Source organism: Caballeronia sp. LZ019 (assembly GCF_031450825.1).
GTDB lineage: Bacteria > Pseudomonadota > Gammaproteobacteria > Burkholderiales > Burkholderiaceae > Caballeronia.
The window spans coordinates 203648-222886 of sequence record NZ_JARTVZ010000004.1 but is presented as its reverse complement, the minus strand read 5'-3'; the positions used below and the strand labels follow the sequence as shown (position 1 = coordinate 222886).

The window sequence follows — 19239 nt, the reverse complement described above, 5'->3', positions numbered from 1 at the left end:
GCAACATGGGTTGCGCGAACGAACGCAATGCAATCACTTGATCAAGTCGTTTGGCATGCGCGGCGCGATGCGGGACAGCCTGATTTCGGCTGAGGCATTCGGTGGTCCATTACAGTATCTGAGCCCGTGGCCGTGAAAACGAAATGAATTCCAGCGTAACAATCAAGGCAACAGTTTTCCGGCGATTGCTGGTCGATGGCATTGGACCCGTGGCATCGATCTCGATCGCACAGTTGTTCGGCACGGCACTGTGGTTCAGCGCGAACAGTACGGCTGCGGACTTGATGCGAATCTGGCAAGCAAGTGCCGCCGATATTGGCTGGCTAACGAACGCAGTCCAGATTGGATTCATTCTTGGAACCCTTGTCATCTCGATGAGCGGTGCGGCGGACCGCTTTAACGCCAGCAAGATATTTGTCTGCAGCGCGCTCGCTGGCGCCGCATTCAATCTTGGCTTTGCGTGGCTTTCGACGAGCCTTGTAAGTGGCGCAGCGTTTCGCTTCGGCGTCGGGATCTGCCTTGCAGGAATTTATCCGATGGGGATGAAGCTGATCGTCGGCTGGGCTCCCGATCGGACGGGGCAGGCGCTGGCGCAACTTGTCGCAATGCTCGTTCTGGGTACGGCCCTACCGCATGCCATGCGCGTGATGGGAGCGGCGTTTCCGTGGCAGTTAATCATCTCTGCTTCCTCAATCCTTGCCGTCGCCGGCGCGGTCGTGATTCGGGCGCTCGGAGACGGTCCACATGCGTCGGCGCGTGCACGATCGAACAACACGCGCATGTTGGAGACCGAGTTACGACCCACGGTTTTCGACGCCTTCCGCCTTCGTGGATTTCGGGCCGCGACATTCGGGTATTTTGGTCACATGTGGGAACTTTATACCTTCTGGACCGTCGTTCCGATTCTAATCTCGCACTCTACAATTACGGCGCGTTTCCCCGGGCTCGGTGTTCCAGCCATGTCGTTTGCGGTAATCGGCATGGGGGCGATTGGATCGCTTATCGGCGGCCTTCTTTCCCGACGATTGGGAAGTGCGAAGGTCGCGATGGGCGCGCTGGCCATATCGGGTCTTTGTTGTCTTATCTTCGCGCTCGGCTGGCGTTATCTTTCGCCCGAAGCGCTTGTCGCTCTTTTGGCGGTCTGGGGTGCATCGGTGGTCGCGGATTCGCCGCAGTTCTCTGCACTCGCGGCCCGGGCGTGTCCACCCATTCTGGTGGGGAGTGCGCTTGCCATTCAGAATTCGATTGGATTTGCGGTGACCGTCGTTTCAATTGCGGCGACGACCGCGCTTTTCGAGCGCATCGGTCTTGATGCATCGTGGCTTCTCGTTCCCGGGCCGGTACTCGGGCTACTGGCTTTCGCATTGACGCGTCAGAAGGGCGGACGCTCGGTGCGAAGGGACACGAACGATTAATGCCGGCCCGCTCGAAGAGCAATGACCGGCCTTGAGGGCTGAGGAGATAACAAGATGCTAGACCTCCAGTACCTTTCGATTGTCATGGAAGTCGACCGGCTCGGCAGTGTCACTGCAGCAGCTGAACGACTGAACGTGACGCAGTCGGCGCTGTCGCACATGGTTCGTAAGTTCGAGGAACGACATGGCGTCAAGCTCTGGACGAAGAACGGCCGCGGGTTGCGATTCACGCATGCCGGAGAATATCTGCTCGGCCTTGCGGAACGGGTGATCCCTCAGATGGAACATGCAGAACGAACGCTCACCAATTTCGCGGAAGGTCGCCGCGGGGGGCTTCGTATCGGCATGGAATGCCATCCTTGCCAGAAGTGGCTCACGCGCTTGACGCCTCACTACCTCGCCGCATGGCCCGACGTGGACTTCGATGTGCGTACGGCATTTCGCTTCGATGGCGTTGCAGCGCTCCTCGCATTCGAGATAGACCTCCTCATCACACCCGATCCGATCGATGTTGCGGACATTACATTCGCTCCGGTCATCGACTACGAGCTAGTGCTGGTCGTACCCCGCTCGCACCGGATCGCCAGTCTTGAACGTGTGATGCCGCAGGATCTGATGAGCGAGGAACTCATCACCGTGCCGGTCAGCAAAGAAAGACTGGACATTTTCACGCGTTTTCTCGTTCCCGCGCACTGCAAGCCAAGATACCACCGCACCGCCGAACAGACAGAACTTATGCTCCAACTCGTGGCGGCGGGCAGGGGTGTCGCTGTTCTTCCGGACTGGCTCGTCGCTGAGGAGGGCGAGGGACTGCCTGTTCAAACCGTCAGGCTCGGCCCGGAAGGCATCCGCAAGTGCATTCACGTTGGCGTTCGAAAGGGGGAAGAGGACATAGCCTATATCGCTGGTTTCCTTGAACTGGCGCAGGAACTCGGCGTGCCCACGGGTCGTAAGGTTGTCAATTAAAGCTGCGCTGGAGCGAACGGCGTTATCTATGAAGCTATCAGGAGAACAACAAGGAAGTGACAGACATGAATACCGCGCGTCCGGATTTGGATATCGCCGCGTCGATCTCGGGTAGCGCACGGAGCAATGTAGCCCGGTTGACTATTGCACAGGCGTTGGCAGGCGCGAACTCGACGGTCGTTTATGCGACCGGCGCGATTATCGGCAACATGCTCGCACCGAACCGTGAGCTCGCAACGCTTCCGATCACCATATTTGTGGTCGGCATGGCGGCATTGTCGCTGCCGGCGGGAGCAATTGCGCAGAGACATGGGCGGCGAACGGCGTTCCTGCTTGGAACAGTGTGTGGTGTGCTGGTGGGATTGTTGGCTGCAGCCGCAATCGCGATTAGCTCATTTTGGCTCTTTTGCACTGCAATGTTTTTCGGCGGCGCCTATGCGGCTGTCGTGCTCTCTTTCCGGTTCGCCGCGGCGGATTGCGTTCCGGCCGAGAAGAAAGCGCGCGCGCTATCCTTCGTCATGGCGGGCGGCGTCTTTGCCGGTGTGATCGGACCACAACTTGTGACGCTTACAATGAACGTGTGGCCGCCTCATACGTTTGTTGCTACGTTTCTTGCGCAGGCCGTGGTTGCCGCAATCGCTGGCCTAGTGCTGATGGGCGTACACATTCCGATGCCATCGGCGGTTGACGTCGCCAAGGGACGGCCGCTAAAGGATATCGCGCGTCAACGTTCGTTTCTGGTCGCGGTCCTTTGCGCGGTCGTGTCCTACCTGCTCATGAACTTTCTCATGACGGCAGCGCCGCTTGCCATGCAACTATGTGGATTGCCGCAGACTTCATCTAACCTTGGCATTCAATGGCATGTCATCGCGATGTATGCACCAGGCTTCATTACTGGCCGACTTATCTCGCGATTTGGCGCACGTAACGTTGTCATGGCCGGGCTCGCGCTGATCGCCGTGTCCGCCGGAGTGGGCTTGCACGGAATCGACATACCTCACTTCTGGCTGACGCTCATTCTTCTCGGCGTCGGCTGGAATTTCGGCTTCATTGGTGCTTCTGCGCTTGTTCTCGAATGCCATCGCCCCGAAGAGAAGGCCAAGGTTCAGTCGTTCAACGATTTCCTGGTTTTCGGCACGATGGCGGTCGGCTCCTTCCTGTCGGGCAGTCTTTTGACGGCATACGGATGGGATTCGGTGCTGCGCCTGACCTTTGTGCCGATGGCGGTGGCGGTTTGTGTGCTGTTTGCCGCCACTAAGTTTCAACCTCAAAACTTGCGGCAGTAGTAGGCTTCAGATGTCCGGGCGCTGCATCGTCAGGACCATGCGAAACTTGACGTCGCCCGAGCGCATGCGCTGGTACGCGTTTGCTGCCTGCTCCAGCGGCTTGACCCCGATCATCGGGCGAACGTTCGCGAGAACGCTGAAGTTCAGGGCACGCTCGGTGTCGAATGGCGAGCCGGTCATCGATCCAAGCGCGCTGCGTTCACCACAAACGAAGTAGCCTGTTGGCAGGCGACAGACTCGGGTCCGGCCACCGAAACCGAGATTGTGCCAACAAGGAAATTGCGCCCCTTGAACAGCCGAAAGTCGATGATGTTCGATATCGCGCTGGAAGTCGATCTGCGCGCGGCGGGCATCTTTCAGCTTGGGGCTGTCATCGGCGCAGCTTGTTCGTTGGCCGCTCTGTCTCGCGCATGAAGGTCGTCATCGTCGGGCATCGGCTCGGCCATCGCGAAGCGCCTGAGGGCGTTCGGCTCGACGCTCGCGTATTCCGGACCGAGCCGCAAGGCCGTCGATATTCCTTAGTACGATGACGTCGCCCGGCTCGCGCGCGACTGCGACATGCTAATTCTCGCGTGCCCGTTAATGGCCGCGACGCATCATCTGATAGATAAGCGCGTCGTCAACGCACTCGGGCCCGACGGGTTCATCGTGAACATCGCACGCAGTCCGGTGATCGATGAACAGGCGCTTGTCGCGGCGCTCGCCGCCGACAAGCTCGCGGGCGCGGCCCTCGATGTGTTCGAGCACGAACCCGCCATTCCCGAGGCGTTGATCGGCGATCGCCGACTGGTGCTGACGCCGCATATCGGCTCGGGAACGGAGGAGACCCGCCGCGCAATGGCGAAGAACCGCGGAAGCGCTGGCGCAGCACTTCTGCATCAAAGGACCGCGGAGCAGGGCGGTCAGCGCGCCGGAGCTCGAAAGCGCGAACTGAGCGCCATTGGCGAGCAAACAAGGGCAGCGCTGCTTTCAACGACCGCGAAAATTCTTCGCGTCACGCGCGAAGCGGACGCTCCACGCGCGAATTTGCCTGCCTGCCCGTCACCGCGGAACGAGTTCCCGTGTCTTTTTATCCCGAAATGCAACGCTACCATCGATGCCTGCATCCGATGGCGCGTATCCCGACGCGGCCGACACGAGCCGCAATCACCTCAGCGGCCTCGGACGCATCGTTCGAAGAGGCCGCGATGAATCATGGAGAAGAAGCGTGCGATATACCCGTTTGATTCCCATTCGCGTGCTTGGTCTGGCAGCGAGCGCCGTGCATGCGCAGAGCGCGGTGACGCTATTCGGCATCGTCGATCAGGGTTCGAGCTATACCAGCAACGCGGGCGGTAAAAGTCAGTGGAGCATGGCGGGTGGCGTCTTGCAGGGCAGCCGCTGGGGCTTACCGCGTTCGATTCATGGACCGCGGGCGTTCGAACCTCAGCATCACCTCACCAACCGGCCGTCAACCATCTAGCGAGTCAAACGCGCCCACGCGTATGACATCATTACCTCGCAGGCGCCCGACAACAACCTCCCAAAATCACAGTACCCGCACGGCAGGCCACCGTCTTCCAGGAACGTCAACATGAACTTCAGATCGCTGCAGTGCTTCGTCATTCTTGCTGAGGAACTGAACTTCAGTCGCGCGGCCGAGCGCCTGCATATCGCGCAGCCGGCGCTCAGCCAGCAGATTCGGCTGCTCGAAGAGCGCCTCGGCACGCAACTCGTGGATCGCGCGCGGCGGCCGCTGCGCCTCACGGAAGCGGGACACTATCTCCGCACCGAGGCGCGCCAGATTCTCGGCTCATGGGAACAGGCGAGCCTCGGCGCGCTGGAGATCGGCGTCGGGCGGCGCGGCTGGCTTTCGATCGGCTTTACGCGATCCGCGATGTACAGCATTCTGCCGCCCGCGCTCAAGGCGTTTCATCGCGCATACCCGCAAGTCGAGCTGAAGCTCTTCGAAATGCTCACTGAGGAGCAGACCGACGCGCTGCGCGACATGCGCATTCACGTCGGCATCGGACGGCAGCCGCTGGATATTCCCGGCTGCACCTCGTATCCGCTGCTGCGCGAACATATCGTCGCCGTGCTCGCGCCGGATCATCCGCTGGCGGCCAAAAAGAAAGTCCGCATCGCCGAACTCGAAGACACCCCGGTCATCCTCTATCCGAAGCATCAGAACGCACAGTTCAAGCGCACCGTGCAGTCGCTTTATCGCGATGCAGGCGTGACGCCGTTCGTTGCGCATCAGGCCTATGAGATTCAGACGGCCATCGCGCTGGTCGCGGCGGGTCTCGGCGTGACGTTCGTCGGCGAATCCGTCGCGCGGCACGGACGCACCGATGTCGTGTTCCGCCCGCTCACCGGCCCGGGCGCATCGCAATGGTCAACGCTCGCCGCGACCTTCCGCACCGACGACGACTCGGCGCATCTTCGCGCTTTCCTGAGTTGCCTGCCTACGCCGCTGATCGGCGACGAGTATAAGCATCGCCTTATACAACCATAAGGAACGCGTCTTGGACGCACGCCTCCGCGCTTTTTATCATCGGCTTTCCTGGTCCCATCCGGCACGCTGCAAGCCTATGTAAGCGCTGCAAGCAATGCAAGCGATGCAAGTAGGCGAACGGCCAGGGCCGCTGATAGTGCAGAGCCGCAGAGCTCTCGCGATCCGATAAAAAGTATCTGGAGACGGCATGACACCATTCAACGAAGCGGCAACCATGCGAAAGGTGTACGGGCGGCTGATGCCCCTGCTTTTCGCGATGATGTTCTTCAATTACCTCGACCGCATCAACATCGGCTTTGCGGCGCTCGACATGAACAAGGCGCTGGGCTTTTCGCCCGCCGTCTTCGGCTTCGCGGGCAGCATCTTCTTCGTGGGCTACATGGTGCTCGAAGTGCCGAGCAACCTGCTCCTGCATCGCGTGGGCGCACGCCGCTGGATCGCGCGCATCCTGCTCACGTGGGGCGCGGTCGCGGCCGTGACTGCCTTCGTTTTCGACGACAAGAGCTTCTACGTGTTGCGCTTTCTGCTCGGAGTGATGGAAGCGGGTTTCCTGCCGGGCGTCGCGGTCTATCTAACGAAGTGGTTTCCCGAGCGATACAGGGCGCGCGCGGTCGGCGGCTACATCATCGCGGGATCGTTTTCGGCCGTGCTCGGCGGCCCGATTTCGACGGCGCTGATGACCTACGCCAACGGCATGCTAGGTCTGCAGGGATGGCAATGGATGTTCATCCTCGAAGGCGTGCCGGCGATGCTGCTCGGCCTGCTCACGCTGCGCATCATGACCGAGCGCCCGGCGGACGCCGACTGGCTCGCCGACGACGAAAAGCAGTGGCTCGAAACGACGCTCGCGGCCGAACGCGAAGCCGTCGGCGGCAATGCGCATTTTCCGCTTCTGCGTGTGGCGGGCGATATCCGCGTGTGGAGCCTCGCGTGCCTGTTCGGCTGCGCGCTGGTCGGCATCTATGGGCTCTTTCTGTGGCTGCCGCAGATCGTCAAGAGTCTCGGTCATCTGAGCAACATCGAAGTCGGCTTCCTCTCTGCTGCGCCGCCGCTGCTCGGCGTGCTCGGCACCTTCATCATCAGCCGAAGCTCGGACCGCACCGGCGATCGCAAGAAGCATCTGGCCTTCGTGTACGGCATGAGCGCCATCGCGATCGCGGGCAGCGCATACGCGCCGAATCCGGTCATCGCGTATGCGCTGCTGTGCGTGACCGGCCTTTTCATCTATGCGGGCAATCCGCTGTTCTGGAGTCTTGCTTCTTCGTTCAGGACCGGCGCGGCAGGCGCAGCCACCATCGCGCTCATCAACACGATTGCGCAGTTCGGCGGGCTCGTCGGGCCGTGGAGCATCGGCCTCGTGCGCAACGCGACCGGCAATTTCAAGCTCGCGCTGCTGACCATCGCCGCGTTCCTCGTCGTCGCCACCGTGATCGCGCTCGTGATGCGCGTCCGGCCCGCCGACGATGACAACGCCTCTCTGCCATCGGCGAACCCGGCTGCGCGCAGCTGAACGTCGCACAAAATCGCATACGAACGATACGGAATGCACGCATGATCATCGATTGTCACGGTCACTACACGACCTCGCCGCCTCAGCACGAAGCATGGCGCACGCAGCAGATCGCCGCGCTCAGGGACGGCGTGCCGCCGCCGCCGCGCCCCGCCATTTCCGACGATGAAATCCGCGCAAGCATCGAAGGCGGGCAGTTGCGCATCCAGCGTGAGCGCGGCACGAATCTCACGATTTTCTCGCCGCGCGCTGCCGGCATGGGCCATCATCTGGCGACCGCGCAGGCAAACGCGGTCTGGTCCGAGGCATGCAACGACCTCGTGCATCGCGTCGTCGCGATGTTTCCGCGCAACTTCGTGGGCGTCTGCCAATTGCCGCAGGCGCCGGGCGTGGCGCCGGACAACTGCATCGCCGAGTTGCGGCGCTGCGTGAACGAACTTGGCTTCATAGGCTGCAATCTGAATCCCGATCCGTCGGGCGGTCACTGGTCCGGACTGCCGCTGACCGATCGCTCGTGGTATCCGCTCTATGAGGCGATGGTCGAGCTCGACGTGCCCGCGATGATCCATGTGTCGTCGTCCTGCAATCCGAACTTCCATGCGACGGGCGCGCACTACATCAACGGCGATACGTCGGCGTTCATGCAACTGCTGCAAGGCGACCTGTTCGCCGATTTCCCGACGCTCAAGTTCATTATTCCGCACGGCGGCGGCGCGGTGCCGTATCACTGGGGCCGTTATCGCGGACTCGCGCAGGACATGAAGCGGCCGCTGCTGAGCGAGTATCTGCTCGACAACGTCTTCTTCGATACCTGCGTCTATCACCAGCCGGGCGCGGAACTGCTTGCCAAAGTGATTCCGGCGAAGAATATCCTGTTCGCGTCCGAGACGATCGGCGCAGTGCAGGGTATCGATCCCGAGACAGGGCACTACTTCGACGACACGCGCCGCTATATCGACGCCATCGACTGGCTGAGCGACGCTGAGCGCGAACTCATTTTCGAGGGCAATGCGCGCGCGGTCTACGGCCGTCTTTCCGCGCAGCTTGAACGGCAACGATCCACTGAAGGAGCGGCGACATGAATCCGGTCGGATGGCGTGAATACGAATCGGCGGCGCAGGCGAGCCCCGCGACGCTTGCCGCGCTGCGCGAGCTCGCGGTCTCGCTCTTGAGCGACAACATGGCGCGCGCGAGCGGCACGACGGGCCTGCGTGCATTTCATCGGCCGAAGCCAATGGCCGGAACCGCGGTCACGGTACGCACGCGCGGCGGCGACAACCTCGCAATTCATCGCGCGTTCGACTTCTGTCGTCCGGGCGACGTGCTCGTGATCGATGGCGCCGGCGAACTCACGCAAGCGCTGATGGGCGACATCATGGCGAGCTACGCGCAAAGCATCGGCGTGCAGGGCCTCGTGATCGACGGCGCGATCCGCGATGTCGGCGCGCTCGGCCAGCGCGACTTTCCGGTGTACGCACGCTGTGCCACGCATCGCGGACCTTACAAGAACGGCCCGGGCGAGATCAACGTGCCGGTGACGGTCGGGGGCATGGTGGTGCATCCGGGGGATATCGTCGTCGGCGATGAAGACGGCGTGCTCGCCATCGCGCCAGCGGATGTCGAAGCGGTCATCGTAGGCGCGCGCAACACTGCGGCGAAGGAGGCGGCGGCGTTGCAATCGATCGCGGAAGGACGTTTCGACCGCTCGTGGGTCGCGGTGCAGCTCGAACGCATGATGAACGGCTGATGGCTTGCCGAGTCGTCGCGAGCGCGCGCATGATGGCGCGTTCGCATCTTCGCTTCCACCGGACATGACCAATCATTTGAACGCAGCAACGCTGCTGGACCTCGCGCGCCGCGCCGAAGAACGCGCGCCCGGTGCGTGCGTGTGCACGAAAACGCCGCTCGACGGCTGGCAATCGCAGCCGCTTTCCCTCGACGAAACCCGGCTCCGCGAAATCGGCACGCTTATGCCGAAAGACGATCCCGAGCCGACGTTCGCCGAATATTTCCGGGCAAGCTGAAGTACTGGTCGGCCGATGCCCCGATCGCCCCTCGCTATTCCCCCTACAACCGCTGCGGCGTGTGGGAATGCGCGTCGTGCGGGCACTTCTATCTGCGCTACACGGAAGGCGGCGGCTATTCTGTCGATCGGAGAATTCGCGCGCTGTAATCGGCCTTGATCGAAGAGGTCGCGCTTTGAGCAACGGCGGAGATGTTCGTGCGCGCAGCGCCGACGTCTGTTTTCTCGCGAGTCAGCGAAGACATCGTGCACCGCCTTAGCAAATGCCAGCTTTGCGCGGAGGGGCATTAATGGGCGGTACGGTTTCTTGGAATTCCGATTTCTAACGCCACCTCGCCGTCGATGCATCAATATTCGTTGGCCACGATGGGCGCAGCCCTCTCATCTGAGAGAACCACCCAACGATGCGCGGATGCAATGATTTATCGTTGCATAGACCGCGGACACGTTCCCAGGGCATCAAAGCTTAAATGGCCGGATGCATTAACCGTAGCGTGTCGCAAGCCATTCCTGCGCCCACCTGGTCGCAAATCGACCGCCATCTGCGCGAAAGGTTGAAGCCTGCCAAGTCACCACTCACCAACACGCCCGATGCCGTTACTCATGCGCTCTCGCGGTCAACGATCGCGAACCCCGTGTCGAACTCGAAGTGCTGGCAGGGACGGCTGCTTGGCGTCTAGCCTGCGCAGAAGCGCTTCGGCGGCAAGTCTTCCGATCGATGCGCCGTCGATCCGCACCGTCGATAGGGAAGGGTGGACGTGCGCCGCGGTGCTCAGGTCGCCGAACCCCATGACGGCCACATCTTGAGGTATCGCCATGCCACGCTTGGCCGCCTCGGCGAGAATCCCCTGCGCGAGCGTATCTGTGCTGCACACGATGACGTCGGGCAAGCCTCTTTTGAGCAGGCGGACAAAACCTTCTCGCCCGGTCTGCAGCGTTGCGGGAGCGGCCAGCACCTCGATCGGTACCTCGTCCACGCCCTGGCGTTTCAGCTCGTCGATCACGCTCAAGCTCCGCCGCAATCCACGGGGGTCGTCGGCTGATAAAACTGCGAACCGCCGGTAGTCCTTTCGCAGTAGATGACGGGCGACGGCAATGCCGACTGCCTCATGTGAAAAACCAATCAGCATGTCGATCGGGTCGTCGTTAAGATCCCATATCTCGACGATTGGCACCTTGGTCCTGCGCAGTCTTTCTCGCGTCAGCGCTGAATGGTCGGTACCGGTCAAGACAATCGCGTCCGGGCGTCGCCCGAGCAATGTCCCAACGAGCTGCTCTTCGCGCTCGGGTGAATAGTCGGTTAAGCCCAGCAACGTCTGATAGCCCGCTGCGGCAAGCGTCAACATCATGGTTTGCACCATGTCAGTGAAGATGGACGTCGCGATCGTCGGCAGCAGCAAGGCGATCAGATGGCTCTTATTCGTAGCCAGCGCCCCCGCGAGCAAGTTTGGCACGTAGCCAGTGGCGCGGATCGCGTCCAGCACTCGCTGCCGCGTCTCCTCGCGCACGAGTTCTGGGCGTTTTAGGGTGCGTGACACCGTCATCGCAGTAACGCCGGCCAAACGGGCGACATCTTCCAACGTCACGCTGTCATTCGGCTCAGGTGGTCGGCCAGTTTCAGCTGTGTAGCTTTCTTCCATTTCGACTCCGTTGTCACACTCCATTGTATAGACACCGGTAAAGCGGTAGATGGCATCAATTGGCGTACGACGTCCTACCTCATCCTCGCCGGGAAAACCCGGATTTTCGCGGTGTTTGCGCTAACATATTCTCGCGGTGGTGAGACATCTCACGACTTCCGGGAGACGGTAATGGAAAAGCGCATGCAACGGACAACCTCTTCAAATGCCCCGGAGGACGCGAGCGTTATTGCGGCAAACGCCGGCCATGTAGACGGCGACGCTGGCCGCAGCAAAGCGCGGTTCCTCATCGTGCTGATGTTGTTCATCGTCACGACGATCAACTACGCAGACCGGGCCACCATATCGATCACCGGTTCCTCAATTCAGAAGGCGTTGCATATCTCGCCGGTCGAGATGGGCTACATCTTTTCGTCGTTCGCGTGGGCCTATGTGATCGCTCAGATTCCTAGTGGCTGGCTGCTCGATCGCTTTGGATCCAAGCGCGTCTACGCGTTCAGCATCTTCTTCTGGTCGTTGCTGACTGCAGTCCAAGGCTTTGTTGCTGCCTTGCCCGTCGGCGTAGCCTTTGCGACGCTTTTCTTGATGCGCTTCCTCGTCGGTGCGGCGGAGGCGCCTGCGTTCCCGGGCAACGCACGTCTGACCGCCACTTGGTTCCCGACCGCAGAGCGTGGCACCGCATCGGCGATCTTCAATTCGGCTCAGTATTTCGCCACGGTGCTGTTCTCGCCGATCATGGGTTGGATCACCCATACCTATGGCTGGCCGCATGTTTTCTACGCGATGGGCGCGCTCGGCATCCTCATTGCCGGCTTGTGGCTGAAGACCATCTATGCCCCGCGTCAGCATCCGCTCGCGAACGAGGCGGAGGTCCGCTACATTGCCGATAACGGTGCGATGGTCAACCTGGAAGATCAGCAACTCGCGAAAGAACGCCGTGCCGCACAGACGAATACGAAGAACGCACGCACGCACGGTCGTCATGCAATCGCGCAACTGCTGAAGAGCCGCATGATGCTCGGCATATTCGTCGCCCAGTACTGCATCACGACGCTCACCTACTTCTTCTTGACTTGGTTTCCCATTTACCTCGTTCAGGAACGGCACATGTCGATCCTGAAAGCGGGCTTCGTTGCATCGATTCCGGCCATCGCGGGCTTTCTCGGCGGGGTGCTCGGCGGCGTGGTGTCGGACCGCCTGATGAAACATGGCTTCTCGACGAGCACCGCGCGCAAGGTGCCGATTGTTGTCGGCTTGCTGCTCTCGACCTGCATGATCGCGTGCAATTACGTCGATAACCAGTGGCTCGTTATCGGCATCATGGCGGCGGCATTCTTCGGCAAGGGCATCGGTGCGCTGGGCTGGGCGGTGGTGTCGGACACGGCGCCGAAGCAGGCAAGCGGCCTGTGCGCGGCGCTCTTCAACACCTTCGGCAACACGGCGGGCATCACGACGCCGATCGTCATCGGCTATCTCGTGCAGGGAACCGGCTCGTTCGCCGCGGCCCTCGTCTTCGTGAGCGCCAATGCGCTGATCGCGATCGTCTGCTACGTGTTCGTCGTCGGCAAAATCGAGCGGTTCCAGTTGGCCGAATGAATGGCGCCGGCACAGCATGCGCGGATCGATTCACAACAATAAGGAGAAGGGTTTGAGCACACTCGACGGATTGCAGAAACGGCGCGGCTTCATCAAGGCTGCGGCAGCAGGCGGACTAGCCACGGCGGCCGGTCTCGCGGGCGCGCAGACGCTTACCGGCTCGTCCAGTGCGAACATGGTGGACTTCAAGCCGTCAACGCGCTATCCCGATGTATCGGTGGAGATACTCGATCCGAGTTTCGCTAAATACCGTCTCTACAGCAGTTCCGTCGAACAGCTCGGCTCGGGCATGCGCTGGGCGGAAGGTCCGGTGTACTTTCCGGCTGCGCGTTACCTCGTCGTCAGCGACATCCCGAATAACCGCATGATGCGCTACGACGAAGTCACCGGAAACTGGGGCGTGTTTCGTCAGCCGTCGAACCACTCGAACGGCAATACCCGCGATCTGCAAGGGCGGCTCGTCACGTGCGAGCACCTGACGCGGCGCGTCACGCGCACCGAGCACACCGGCAAGATCACCGTGCTCGCGGACAGCTATCAGGGCAAGCGTCTGAACTCGCCGAACGACATCGTGTGCAAGTCGGACGGCTCGCTGTGGTTCACGGACCCGCCGTTCGGCATCGGCGGCAACTGGGAGGGCGACAAGGCGACGCCCGAACTGCCGCAAACGGTCTATCGCATTTCGCCGGACGGTCAGTTGCAGGCGATCATCACCGATCTCGCCGGACCCAACGGGCTCGCGTTCTCGCCGGACGAATCGAAGCTGTATGTGATCGAGAGCCGCGCGAGCCCGAGCCGCATCATGTGGAGCTACGACGTCGGCCCCGACGGCGTGACGCTCGGCAACAAGACGAAGGTGTTCGACGCCAACGGCGCGGGTGCGCTCGATGGCTTCAAGATCGACAAGGACGGCAACTTCTGGTGCGGCTGGGGTTCCGATGGACGGGCCGGCGTGAACTCCGCGGACCTCGACGGCGTCAAGGTGTTCAACGCCAGGGGAAAGCCGATCGGCTTCATCCATTTGCCGGAACGCTGCCCGAACCTGACGTTCGGTGGACCGAAGAACAACCGGCTGTACATGGCCGGGTCGCATTCGCTGTACGCCCTGTATGTAGAAGCAGAAGGCGCAGTCTGAGTTTCACGACGCGCATTGTTCAATCAACCGATGGATTTCCCTCATGTCCACGACTATGACCGGCGTCAACGCGACGCCCACCGTTACCGAATTGCGCGTGATTCCCGTTGCCGGGCGTGACAGCATGCTGATGAACCTTTCGGGTGCGCATGCGCCGTTCTTCACGCGCAACATCGTCATCCTGAAAGACAGCGCGGGCAACACCGGCGTCGGCGAAGTGCCGGGCGGCGAGAACATCCGCAAGACGATCGAGGATGCGGGCGCGTTCGTCGTCGGGCAATCCATCGGCAACATGCAGGCGGTGCTCAACCGCGTGCGCACGCAGTTTGCCGATCGCGATTCAGGCGGCCGCGGCCTGCAGACTTTCGACCTGCGCACGACCATCCACGCCGTGACCGCGCTCGAAGCCGCATTGCTTGACCTGCTCGGGAAGCATCTCGGCGTGCCGGTCGCGGCGCTGCTCGGCGAAGGGCAACAGCGCGAGGAAGTCGAAATGCTCGGCTATCTGTTCTATATCGGCGACCGCAACAAGACGGAACTGCCGTATGCGTCCGGCGCCGATGGCCGCGACGACTGGGAACGCCTGCGCACCGAAGTCGCGCTGACGCCGGAAGCGGTCGTGCGCCTCGCGGAAGCCGCGCAAGCGCGTTACGGCTTCAACGACTTCAAGCTCAAGGGCGGCGTGCTCGCGGGCGATGCTGAGATCGAAGCGGTCACGGCGCTGGCCGAGCGCTTCCCGGACGCGCGCGTGACGCTCGATCCGAACGGCGCATGGTCGCTTGCGGAAGCGATTCGCCTGTGCCGCGACAAGCACGACGTCCTGGCTTACGCGGAAGATCCGTGCGGCGCGGAGAACGGCTATTCGGGCCGCGAAGTGATGGCCGAATTCCGCCGCGCGACCGGCCTGCCGACCGCCACAAACATGATCGCGACCGACTGGCGTCAGATGGGCCACGCCATCCAGTTGCAATCGGTCGATATCCCGCTCGCCGATCCGCATTTCTGGACGATGCAAGGCTCGGTGCGCGTCGCGCAGATGTGCAACGACTGGGGCCTCACGTGGGGATCGCATTCGAACAATCACTTCGATGTGTCGCTCGCGATGTTCACGCATGTCGCGGCAGCCGCGCCGGGCAAGATCACCGCGATCGATACGCACTGGATCTGGCAGGACGGCCAGCGCCTGACGCGCAATCCGCTGCAGATCGTCGGCGGCAAGGTGAAGGTGCCGGCGACGCCGGGGCTCGGCGTCGAACTCGATATGGCCGAGATCGAGAAGGCGCACGCGCTTTATCTCGAGCATGGCCTCGGCGCGCGCGACGATGGTATCGCGATGCAATATCTGATTCCGAACTGGAAGTTCGACAACAAGAAGCCGTGCCTCGTGCGTTGACGTTCTGGCGATATTCGACAGGATATGTCATCCATTCGCCAGTCGATTCGCCACGAGCAACGGATGCTTCTTCTACGGCCTATCGACACTGTAGGCCACTGCCTGCGGCCGGCCAGCCTGGCCAGCGTTGCGCCTAGGAGACGCGTTCGGCTACGGGACCGTTGCAGGCGAAAGCTTAAGCGAGTAGGATTAAATCCTACTGCCTGGAGGTTGCCATGAGAACGACGCAGCAGATGAGCATCACCTTGCCCAACGAGATGGCTGAATTCGTCCGCACAAAAGTCGCAAACGGCGACTACGCATCAGACAGCGAAGTGCTCAGAGACGCACTTCGCGCGTTGCGCGAGCGTGACCGTGCCGTTGAGGCGTGGTTGCGAAACGAGGCGGTTCCTGCAGCGGAAGCGCTTCGAGACGATCCAGGCCGTGCACTGTCAGCCGACCAGGTACGTGCCGAGCTGAAAAAATCTCGCACGCGCCGATAATGATTTGGCGCGTTCAGTTTGCGCCCGAAGCACTCGATCAACTGCGGAGACTTGAGAAGCGCATCGCATACGCGGGCGCTCCGATCACGGCCGAACGATACGTTGATTCAATCGTCGATTTCTGCATGCAGCTTGAGACATTTGCAGCGCGAGGCGTCGCACGCGACGACTTGCTGCCTGGTCTTCGGATCACTCATTTCCGCAAGCACACGATCATCGCCTATGCGTTGAAGACAGAGGTTGTCTCGATCGTAGGCGTCTTCTATGGCGGCCAAGACTATGAGGCGGCGCTTGCGCCGAATGACGAGTAAAGATTGACAGGTAGTTAGTGCAGGTGCGCCAAGGCACCGGACTCAGCGAGGACTTGACATAATAGAAGTTATCGTAGTTAAGTAGGTAGTTATTTATGATGTTCTGCTTCCAAGCGCAGTAACGACGTTTCCCGTCGAACTATTAAGGGTCGGACTCCCAAATACGGACAGGCCGCGTCTGAAGATTTCCCCGGGGAAGCTGGTTGTCAAAGTATATGAATTTCACCGGTGAAACTGCCGCGATCACGGATGGGACCGGTTGCAGCAGCGACGGAGGCCTCCCAGCCAGCAAAGCAATGTCCGGTTAGGCGTAAGTGCGGCGCATGTTAGAAATACAACGGCGCGGCCACGGCGCGCAAGGTCGTCAACGCGCTGCTCGACGAGGCGGCGCGCTTGGGTCAAGACCATTTTCGTCTGCCGGCCTGAACGAACACTTGCGCGTTGCTTGCCGAATCTTTCAGCAGCACTTGTCTTGCGCTGACGATCCGCGGGCCTGGTGACCGGGCAGTCGGCGGGGCTTTTCGTCAACGTCAGCACGTCGGTGCAGTGGAACAGCGACGTCATCGGCCTTTCACTGCCCGCGACCGTCGTCGGCTACAACACCGGGACGCTTGCGCGCGTACCACCGATGCGACGATGTACGCGCAAGGCTCGATGACGAGCCTCGCCGGCGCAAACGACGGCCGCATCGTGCAATCTTCAGCGAACATCGCGTTCAGCGGCGGCACGCATGCGGACGTGGGCGGACTCGTCAGCTACAACGGAGCGAAGGGAATCATTGAGCAATCCTATGTGACCGGAACCGGCAGCGGCATGATCAGGGAACCGTTCGCGGCGGCGGCGCTGCCGAACTCTCTGCCGCCGGGCTATGTAGGCGCGGTGGCATCCAGCAACTCGGGGCATGTCGCGAGCGACGTGTACTGGGACAAGGAAGTATCGACACTCGACAACGGCGTGGCGTCCGGCACGATGATGCCCCCGGCCAACGGCCTGACGACTGCGCAGATGAGCCGCGCGTCGAGCTTTGCGCCGACGTGGAACTTTGCGCCGGGAGCAACCTGGACGTTCGTGCCAGGGGTGTCGCATCCGGTGTTGCAGTGGCAGGTGCGGGAGTGAGTGACGATGGAGGTCGGGCGAACAGTCAGACGACGGCAGGTCCGCCGCCAGCCGCGACGAGCACGACCTTATTGGCGCAGGAGAACGTTAAGCACAAACCATCAAGGCCACAGCAAGGCCCGGCGGATGCAACCGATCGACGCAAGTCCCAACGTCGCTGCTAAGGACCGGCCGCTTCCCCTCGACGGACGGTCCGCCGCACCTCGCAATCAATTCCCTCAATCCGCGTCGCCGGGAAAGTCCGCCCCCACGGTCGTCTTCTCCCACGCGTCGAAGTCGCGCTTGAGCGTATCGAGCTTCTTGCGAGCCAGTTCGAGCGCAGTCCTGCCGAGCAGCAGACGCAACGGCGGGTCGTCGGCGGTTGCTGCTTCGATGATCGCGTGCGCCGCGCGCACCGGATCGCCCACCTGGTTGCCGCTGCGCTCCGCGGTCTGCTTGCGGCGCTCCCCGGCCGTCGCTGCATAGTCCGCGATCTCGATCGACGACGCCTTGATCGACGGCCCCGCCCAGTTGGTGCGGAACGGTCCCGGCTCGACGATCAGCACGTCAATGCCGAGCGGCTTGACCTCCACCGCGAGCGATTCCGATATGCCTTCCACCGCGTACTTCGTGCCGTGGTAGTAACCCGTCGCGGCAAAGCTCGCCAGGCCGCCGATCGACGACACGTTGATGACAATGCCGCTCTTTTGCGCCCGCATCACCGGGAGCACCGCCTTCGTCATGTCGACTAGACCGAACACGTTGGTCTCGAACATGTCGCGCACGGCGTCGTCCTCGCCTTCTTCGATTGCGGCGAGATAGCCATAACCCGCGTTGTTCACGAGCGCGTCGATACGGCCAAAGCGTTGCTTCGTTTCTTCGACGACGTTCGCAATCTGATCGGCCTTCTGCACGTCGAGCGGCAATGCGATAGCCCGATCCTCGCACCCTTCGACGATATCCTGCACCTTCGACACATCGCGGGCCGTCACGACGGCGCGCCAGCCGCGTTCCAGCACGGCCTTCGCCAGTTCACGGCCGAAGCCGGTCGAACAGCCGGTGATCAGCCAGACGGGATTGTCGCGATTCATCATGTTCGAGCTCCATTGAGTGAAGGATAACCGTGGGCCTCCATGCTATCCATTTCGGAGAGGACGCGCTAAATGCATCATCCGACGAAAGGCAGCTTCTTCTCCCGTGCCTCCGTCAGCATCGACACCGTGATCTTGCGCACCTCCAGCTTGCTCTGGGTAATGTGGGCGCGCAGCAGCATGGCCGCCTCGCCGCACTTGCCGCGCTCGATTAAGCGAAGCATCTTCGCGTGCTCGTCGTACGTGGCGCTCGTGCGATGCGGTTTCAGGAAGTCCAGGCGGCGCACGATGCGGATGCGCTCCGTCACTTCGTCGTGCACGCGCAGCATCTCGCCGTTGCCGCTCGCGCGCACGAGTCCTCGATGAAACTCCTCGTCCATGCGGAACATCGCGGCGGGGTCGGTTTCGCGCGCCTCGGACGGCACGCACCACACGGCCTTCAGCGCATCGATGTGCGGATGCGGCGGCGCGGTCGCTGCGAGCTTGTCGAGCGAAGCGGTCTCGAGCACGATGCGCAGGTCGTAGAGCTGGTCGAGTTGCGCGAAGTCGATCTCCGACACCTTCCAGCCGCGCCTGAAACCGACGTCCAGATAGCCTTCGCGCAACAGGCGGAATAGCGCATCGCGCATCGGCGTGCGCGACACGCCGTAGTATTGCGCGATGTCGGTTTCGGAGAAGCGGTCGCCGGGAAACAGGCGAAAGCTGAAGATGTCCCGCTTCAACTGCTGATAAACCTGCTCGGCGAGCGGATTGGCTGCCTGAATGGCGCGCACGGTGCCGCTCTTCGCGAGTTTGGGCGAGT

Annotated in this window: 18 protein-coding genes and 2 pseudogenes; 16 read left to right on the top strand and 4 right to left on the bottom strand. The window is 61.7% G+C overall.

The annotated features are described in order from the left end of the window. The first annotated feature begins 143 nt into the window (after positions 1-143). The 3 genes from P9255_RS12820 (at position 144) to P9255_RS12810 (ending at position 3667) form a co-directional block, all read left to right on the top strand. Positions 144-1415 carry an MFS transporter gene (locus tag P9255_RS12820; RefSeq protein ID WP_309789694.1) on the top strand — a complete coding sequence of 424 codons (1272 nt, stop codon included), beginning with the start codon at positions 144-146 and terminating at the stop codon, positions 1413-1415. 54 nt (positions 1416-1469) lie between these two features. Next, positions 1470-2381, top strand: coding sequence for a LysR family transcriptional regulator (locus P9255_RS12815; protein WP_309789693.1), 912 nt, complete (start codon positions 1470-1472; stop codon positions 2379-2381). 65 nt (positions 2382-2446) lie between these two features. After that, the gene (locus P9255_RS12810; RefSeq protein ID WP_309789692.1) at positions 2447-3667 is read left to right on the top strand and encodes an MFS transporter; all 1221 of its coding nucleotides are present in this window, start codon (positions 2447-2449) and stop codon (positions 3665-3667) included. Between the two features lie 6 nt (positions 3668-3673). On the opposite strand, the pseudogene P9255_RS12805 reads toward P9255_RS12810, so the two are convergent. Then, positions 3674-3886, bottom strand: a pseudogene (locus P9255_RS12805) (alcohol dehydrogenase); the annotation flags it as partial. 363 nt (positions 3887-4249) lie between these two features. Between P9255_RS12805 and P9255_RS12800 the strand changes: the two are divergent. The 7 genes and pseudogenes from P9255_RS12800 (at position 4250) to P9255_RS12770 (ending at position 9844) form a co-directional block, all read left to right on the top strand. Beyond that, positions 4250-4858 carry an NAD(P)-dependent oxidoreductase gene (locus P9255_RS12800; RefSeq protein ID WP_309789691.1) on the top strand — a complete coding sequence of 203 codons (609 nt, stop codon included), beginning with the start codon at positions 4250-4252 and terminating at the stop codon, positions 4856-4858. Between the two features lie 16 nt (positions 4859-4874). Beyond that, positions 4875-5129 carry a porin gene (locus tag P9255_RS12795; RefSeq protein WP_309789690.1) on the top strand — a complete coding sequence of 85 codons (255 nt, stop codon included), beginning with the start codon at positions 4875-4877 and terminating at the stop codon, positions 5127-5129. A 111-nt stretch (positions 5130-5240) separates the two neighbouring features. After that, on the top strand, positions 5241-6161 hold the full coding sequence (locus P9255_RS12790; protein WP_309789689.1) for a LysR family transcriptional regulator: 921 nt from the start codon (positions 5241-5243) through the stop codon (positions 6159-6161). Between the two features lie 187 nt (positions 6162-6348). Then, entirely contained in the window at positions 6349-7671 is a 1323-nt protein-coding gene (locus P9255_RS12785; RefSeq protein WP_309789688.1) for an MFS transporter, read from the top strand. 41 nt (positions 7672-7712) lie between these two features. Beyond that, positions 7713-8753: an amidohydrolase family protein gene (locus P9255_RS12780; protein WP_309789687.1), complete on the top strand. Its 1041-nt coding sequence runs from the start codon at positions 7713-7715 to the stop codon at positions 8751-8753. Beyond that, positions 8750-9418, top strand: coding sequence for an RraA family protein (locus tag P9255_RS12775; RefSeq protein WP_309789686.1), 669 nt, complete (start codon positions 8750-8752; stop codon positions 9416-9418). Before P9255_RS12780 ends, P9255_RS12775 begins: the two co-directional genes overlap by 4 nt. 64 nt (positions 9419-9482) lie before the next feature. After that, positions 9483-9844 (top strand): annotated as a pseudogene (locus P9255_RS12770) (hypothetical protein). A 467-nt stretch (positions 9845-10311) separates the two neighbouring features. Here P9255_RS12770 and P9255_RS12765 read toward each other — a convergent pair. Then, positions 10312-11334 (bottom strand): LacI family DNA-binding transcriptional regulator, encoded by a 1023-nt coding sequence (locus P9255_RS12765; RefSeq protein WP_309789685.1) that lies wholly within the window; start codon positions 11332-11334, stop codon positions 10312-10314. 183 nt (positions 11335-11517) lie between these two features. Between P9255_RS12765 and P9255_RS12760 the strand changes: the two genes are divergently transcribed. The 6 genes from P9255_RS12760 to P9255_RS12735 all read left to right on the top strand — a co-directional run bounded on the left by P9255_RS12760 (position 11518) and on the right by P9255_RS12735 (position 17367). Beyond that, the gene (locus P9255_RS12760; protein ID WP_404980328.1) at positions 11518-12930 is read left to right on the top strand and encodes an MFS transporter; all 1413 of its coding nucleotides are present in this window, start codon (positions 11518-11520) and stop codon (positions 12928-12930) included. Between the two features lie 52 nt (positions 12931-12982). After that, positions 12983-14065 (top strand): SMP-30/gluconolactonase/LRE family protein, encoded by a 1083-nt coding sequence (locus P9255_RS12755; RefSeq protein WP_309789684.1) that lies wholly within the window; start codon positions 12983-12985, stop codon positions 14063-14065. A gap of 43 nt (positions 14066-14108) precedes the next feature. After that, positions 14109-15458, top strand: coding sequence for a glucarate dehydratase (gene gudD, locus P9255_RS12750; RefSeq protein WP_309789683.1), 1350 nt, complete (start codon positions 14109-14111; stop codon positions 15456-15458). Positions 15459-15673: 215 nt separating this feature from the next. After that, positions 15674-15940: a type II toxin-antitoxin system ParD family antitoxin gene (locus P9255_RS12745; protein ID WP_309789682.1), complete on the top strand. Its 267-nt coding sequence runs from the start codon at positions 15674-15676 to the stop codon at positions 15938-15940. Further along, entirely contained in the window at positions 15940-16251 is a 312-nt protein-coding gene (locus tag P9255_RS12740) for a type II toxin-antitoxin system RelE/ParE family toxin (RefSeq protein WP_309789681.1), read from the top strand. The genes P9255_RS12745 and P9255_RS12740 overlap by 1 nt, the downstream gene beginning before the upstream one ends. A gap of 636 nt (positions 16252-16887) precedes the next feature. Then, a complete protein-coding gene (locus tag P9255_RS12735; RefSeq protein ID WP_309789680.1) occupies positions 16888-17367 on the top strand; it encodes a GLUG motif-containing protein in 480 nt (159 codons plus the stop codon). A 218-nt stretch (positions 17368-17585) separates the two neighbouring features. Here the strand turns inward: P9255_RS12735 and P9255_RS12730 are convergent, their stop codons facing one another. Both P9255_RS12730 and P9255_RS12725 read right to left on the bottom strand, forming a co-directional pair. Beyond that, positions 17586-18440, bottom strand: a complete 855-nt coding sequence (locus P9255_RS12730; RefSeq protein WP_309789678.1) for an oxidoreductase — start codon at positions 18438-18440, stop codon at positions 17586-17588. Positions 18441-18514: 74 nt separating this feature from the next. Next, positions 18515-19210 (bottom strand): GntR family transcriptional regulator, encoded by a 696-nt coding sequence (locus tag P9255_RS12725; RefSeq protein ID WP_309789677.1) that lies wholly within the window; start codon positions 19208-19210, stop codon positions 18515-18517. Positions 19211-19239: the final 29 nt, after the last annotated feature.

Bases quoted from the DNA above. Each gene is read 5' to 3' on its own strand.
- P9255_RS12820 (WP_309789694.1), top strand. From the start codon at position 144: ATGAATTCCAGCGTAACAATCAAGGCAACAGTTTTCCGGCGATTGCTG.
- P9255_RS12815 (WP_309789693.1), top strand. From the start codon at position 1,470: ATGCTAGACCTCCAGTACCTTTCGATTGTCATGGAAGTCGACCGGCTC.
- P9255_RS12810 (WP_309789692.1), top strand. From the start codon at position 2,447: ATGAATACCGCGCGTCCGGATTTGGATATCGCCGCGTCGATCTCGGGT.
- P9255_RS12800 (WP_309789691.1), top strand. From the start codon at position 4,250: ATGGCCGCGACGCATCATCTGATAGATAAGCGCGTCGTCAACGCACTC.
- P9255_RS12790 (WP_309789689.1), top strand. From the start codon at position 5,241: ATGAACTTCAGATCGCTGCAGTGCTTCGTCATTCTTGCTGAGGAACTG.
- P9255_RS12785 (WP_309789688.1), top strand. From the start codon at position 6,349: ATGACACCATTCAACGAAGCGGCAACCATGCGAAAGGTGTACGGGCGG.
- P9255_RS12780 (WP_309789687.1), top strand. From the start codon at position 7,713: ATGATCATCGATTGTCACGGTCACTACACGACCTCGCCGCCTCAGCAC.
- P9255_RS12775 (WP_309789686.1), top strand. From the start codon at position 8,750: ATGAATCCGGTCGGATGGCGTGAATACGAATCGGCGGCGCAGGCGAGC.
- P9255_RS12765 (WP_309789685.1), bottom strand. From the start codon at position 11,334: ATGGAAGAAAGCTACACAGCTGAAACTGGCCGACCACCTGAGCCGAAT.
- P9255_RS12760 (WP_404980328.1), top strand. From the start codon at position 11,518: ATGCAACGGACAACCTCTTCAAATGCCCCGGAGGACGCGAGCGTTATT.
- gudD (WP_309789683.1), top strand. From the start codon at position 14,109: ATGTCCACGACTATGACCGGCGTCAACGCGACGCCCACCGTTACCGAA.
- P9255_RS12745 (WP_309789682.1), top strand. From the start codon at position 15,674: ATGAGAACGACGCAGCAGATGAGCATCACCTTGCCCAACGAGATGGCT.
- P9255_RS12740 (WP_309789681.1), top strand. From the start codon at position 15,940: ATGATTTGGCGCGTTCAGTTTGCGCCCGAAGCACTCGATCAACTGCGG.
- P9255_RS12735 (WP_309789680.1), top strand. From the start codon at position 16,888: ATGTACGCGCAAGGCTCGATGACGAGCCTCGCCGGCGCAAACGACGGC.
- P9255_RS12730 (WP_309789678.1), bottom strand. From the start codon at position 18,440: ATGATGAATCGCGACAATCCCGTCTGGCTGATCACCGGCTGTTCGACC.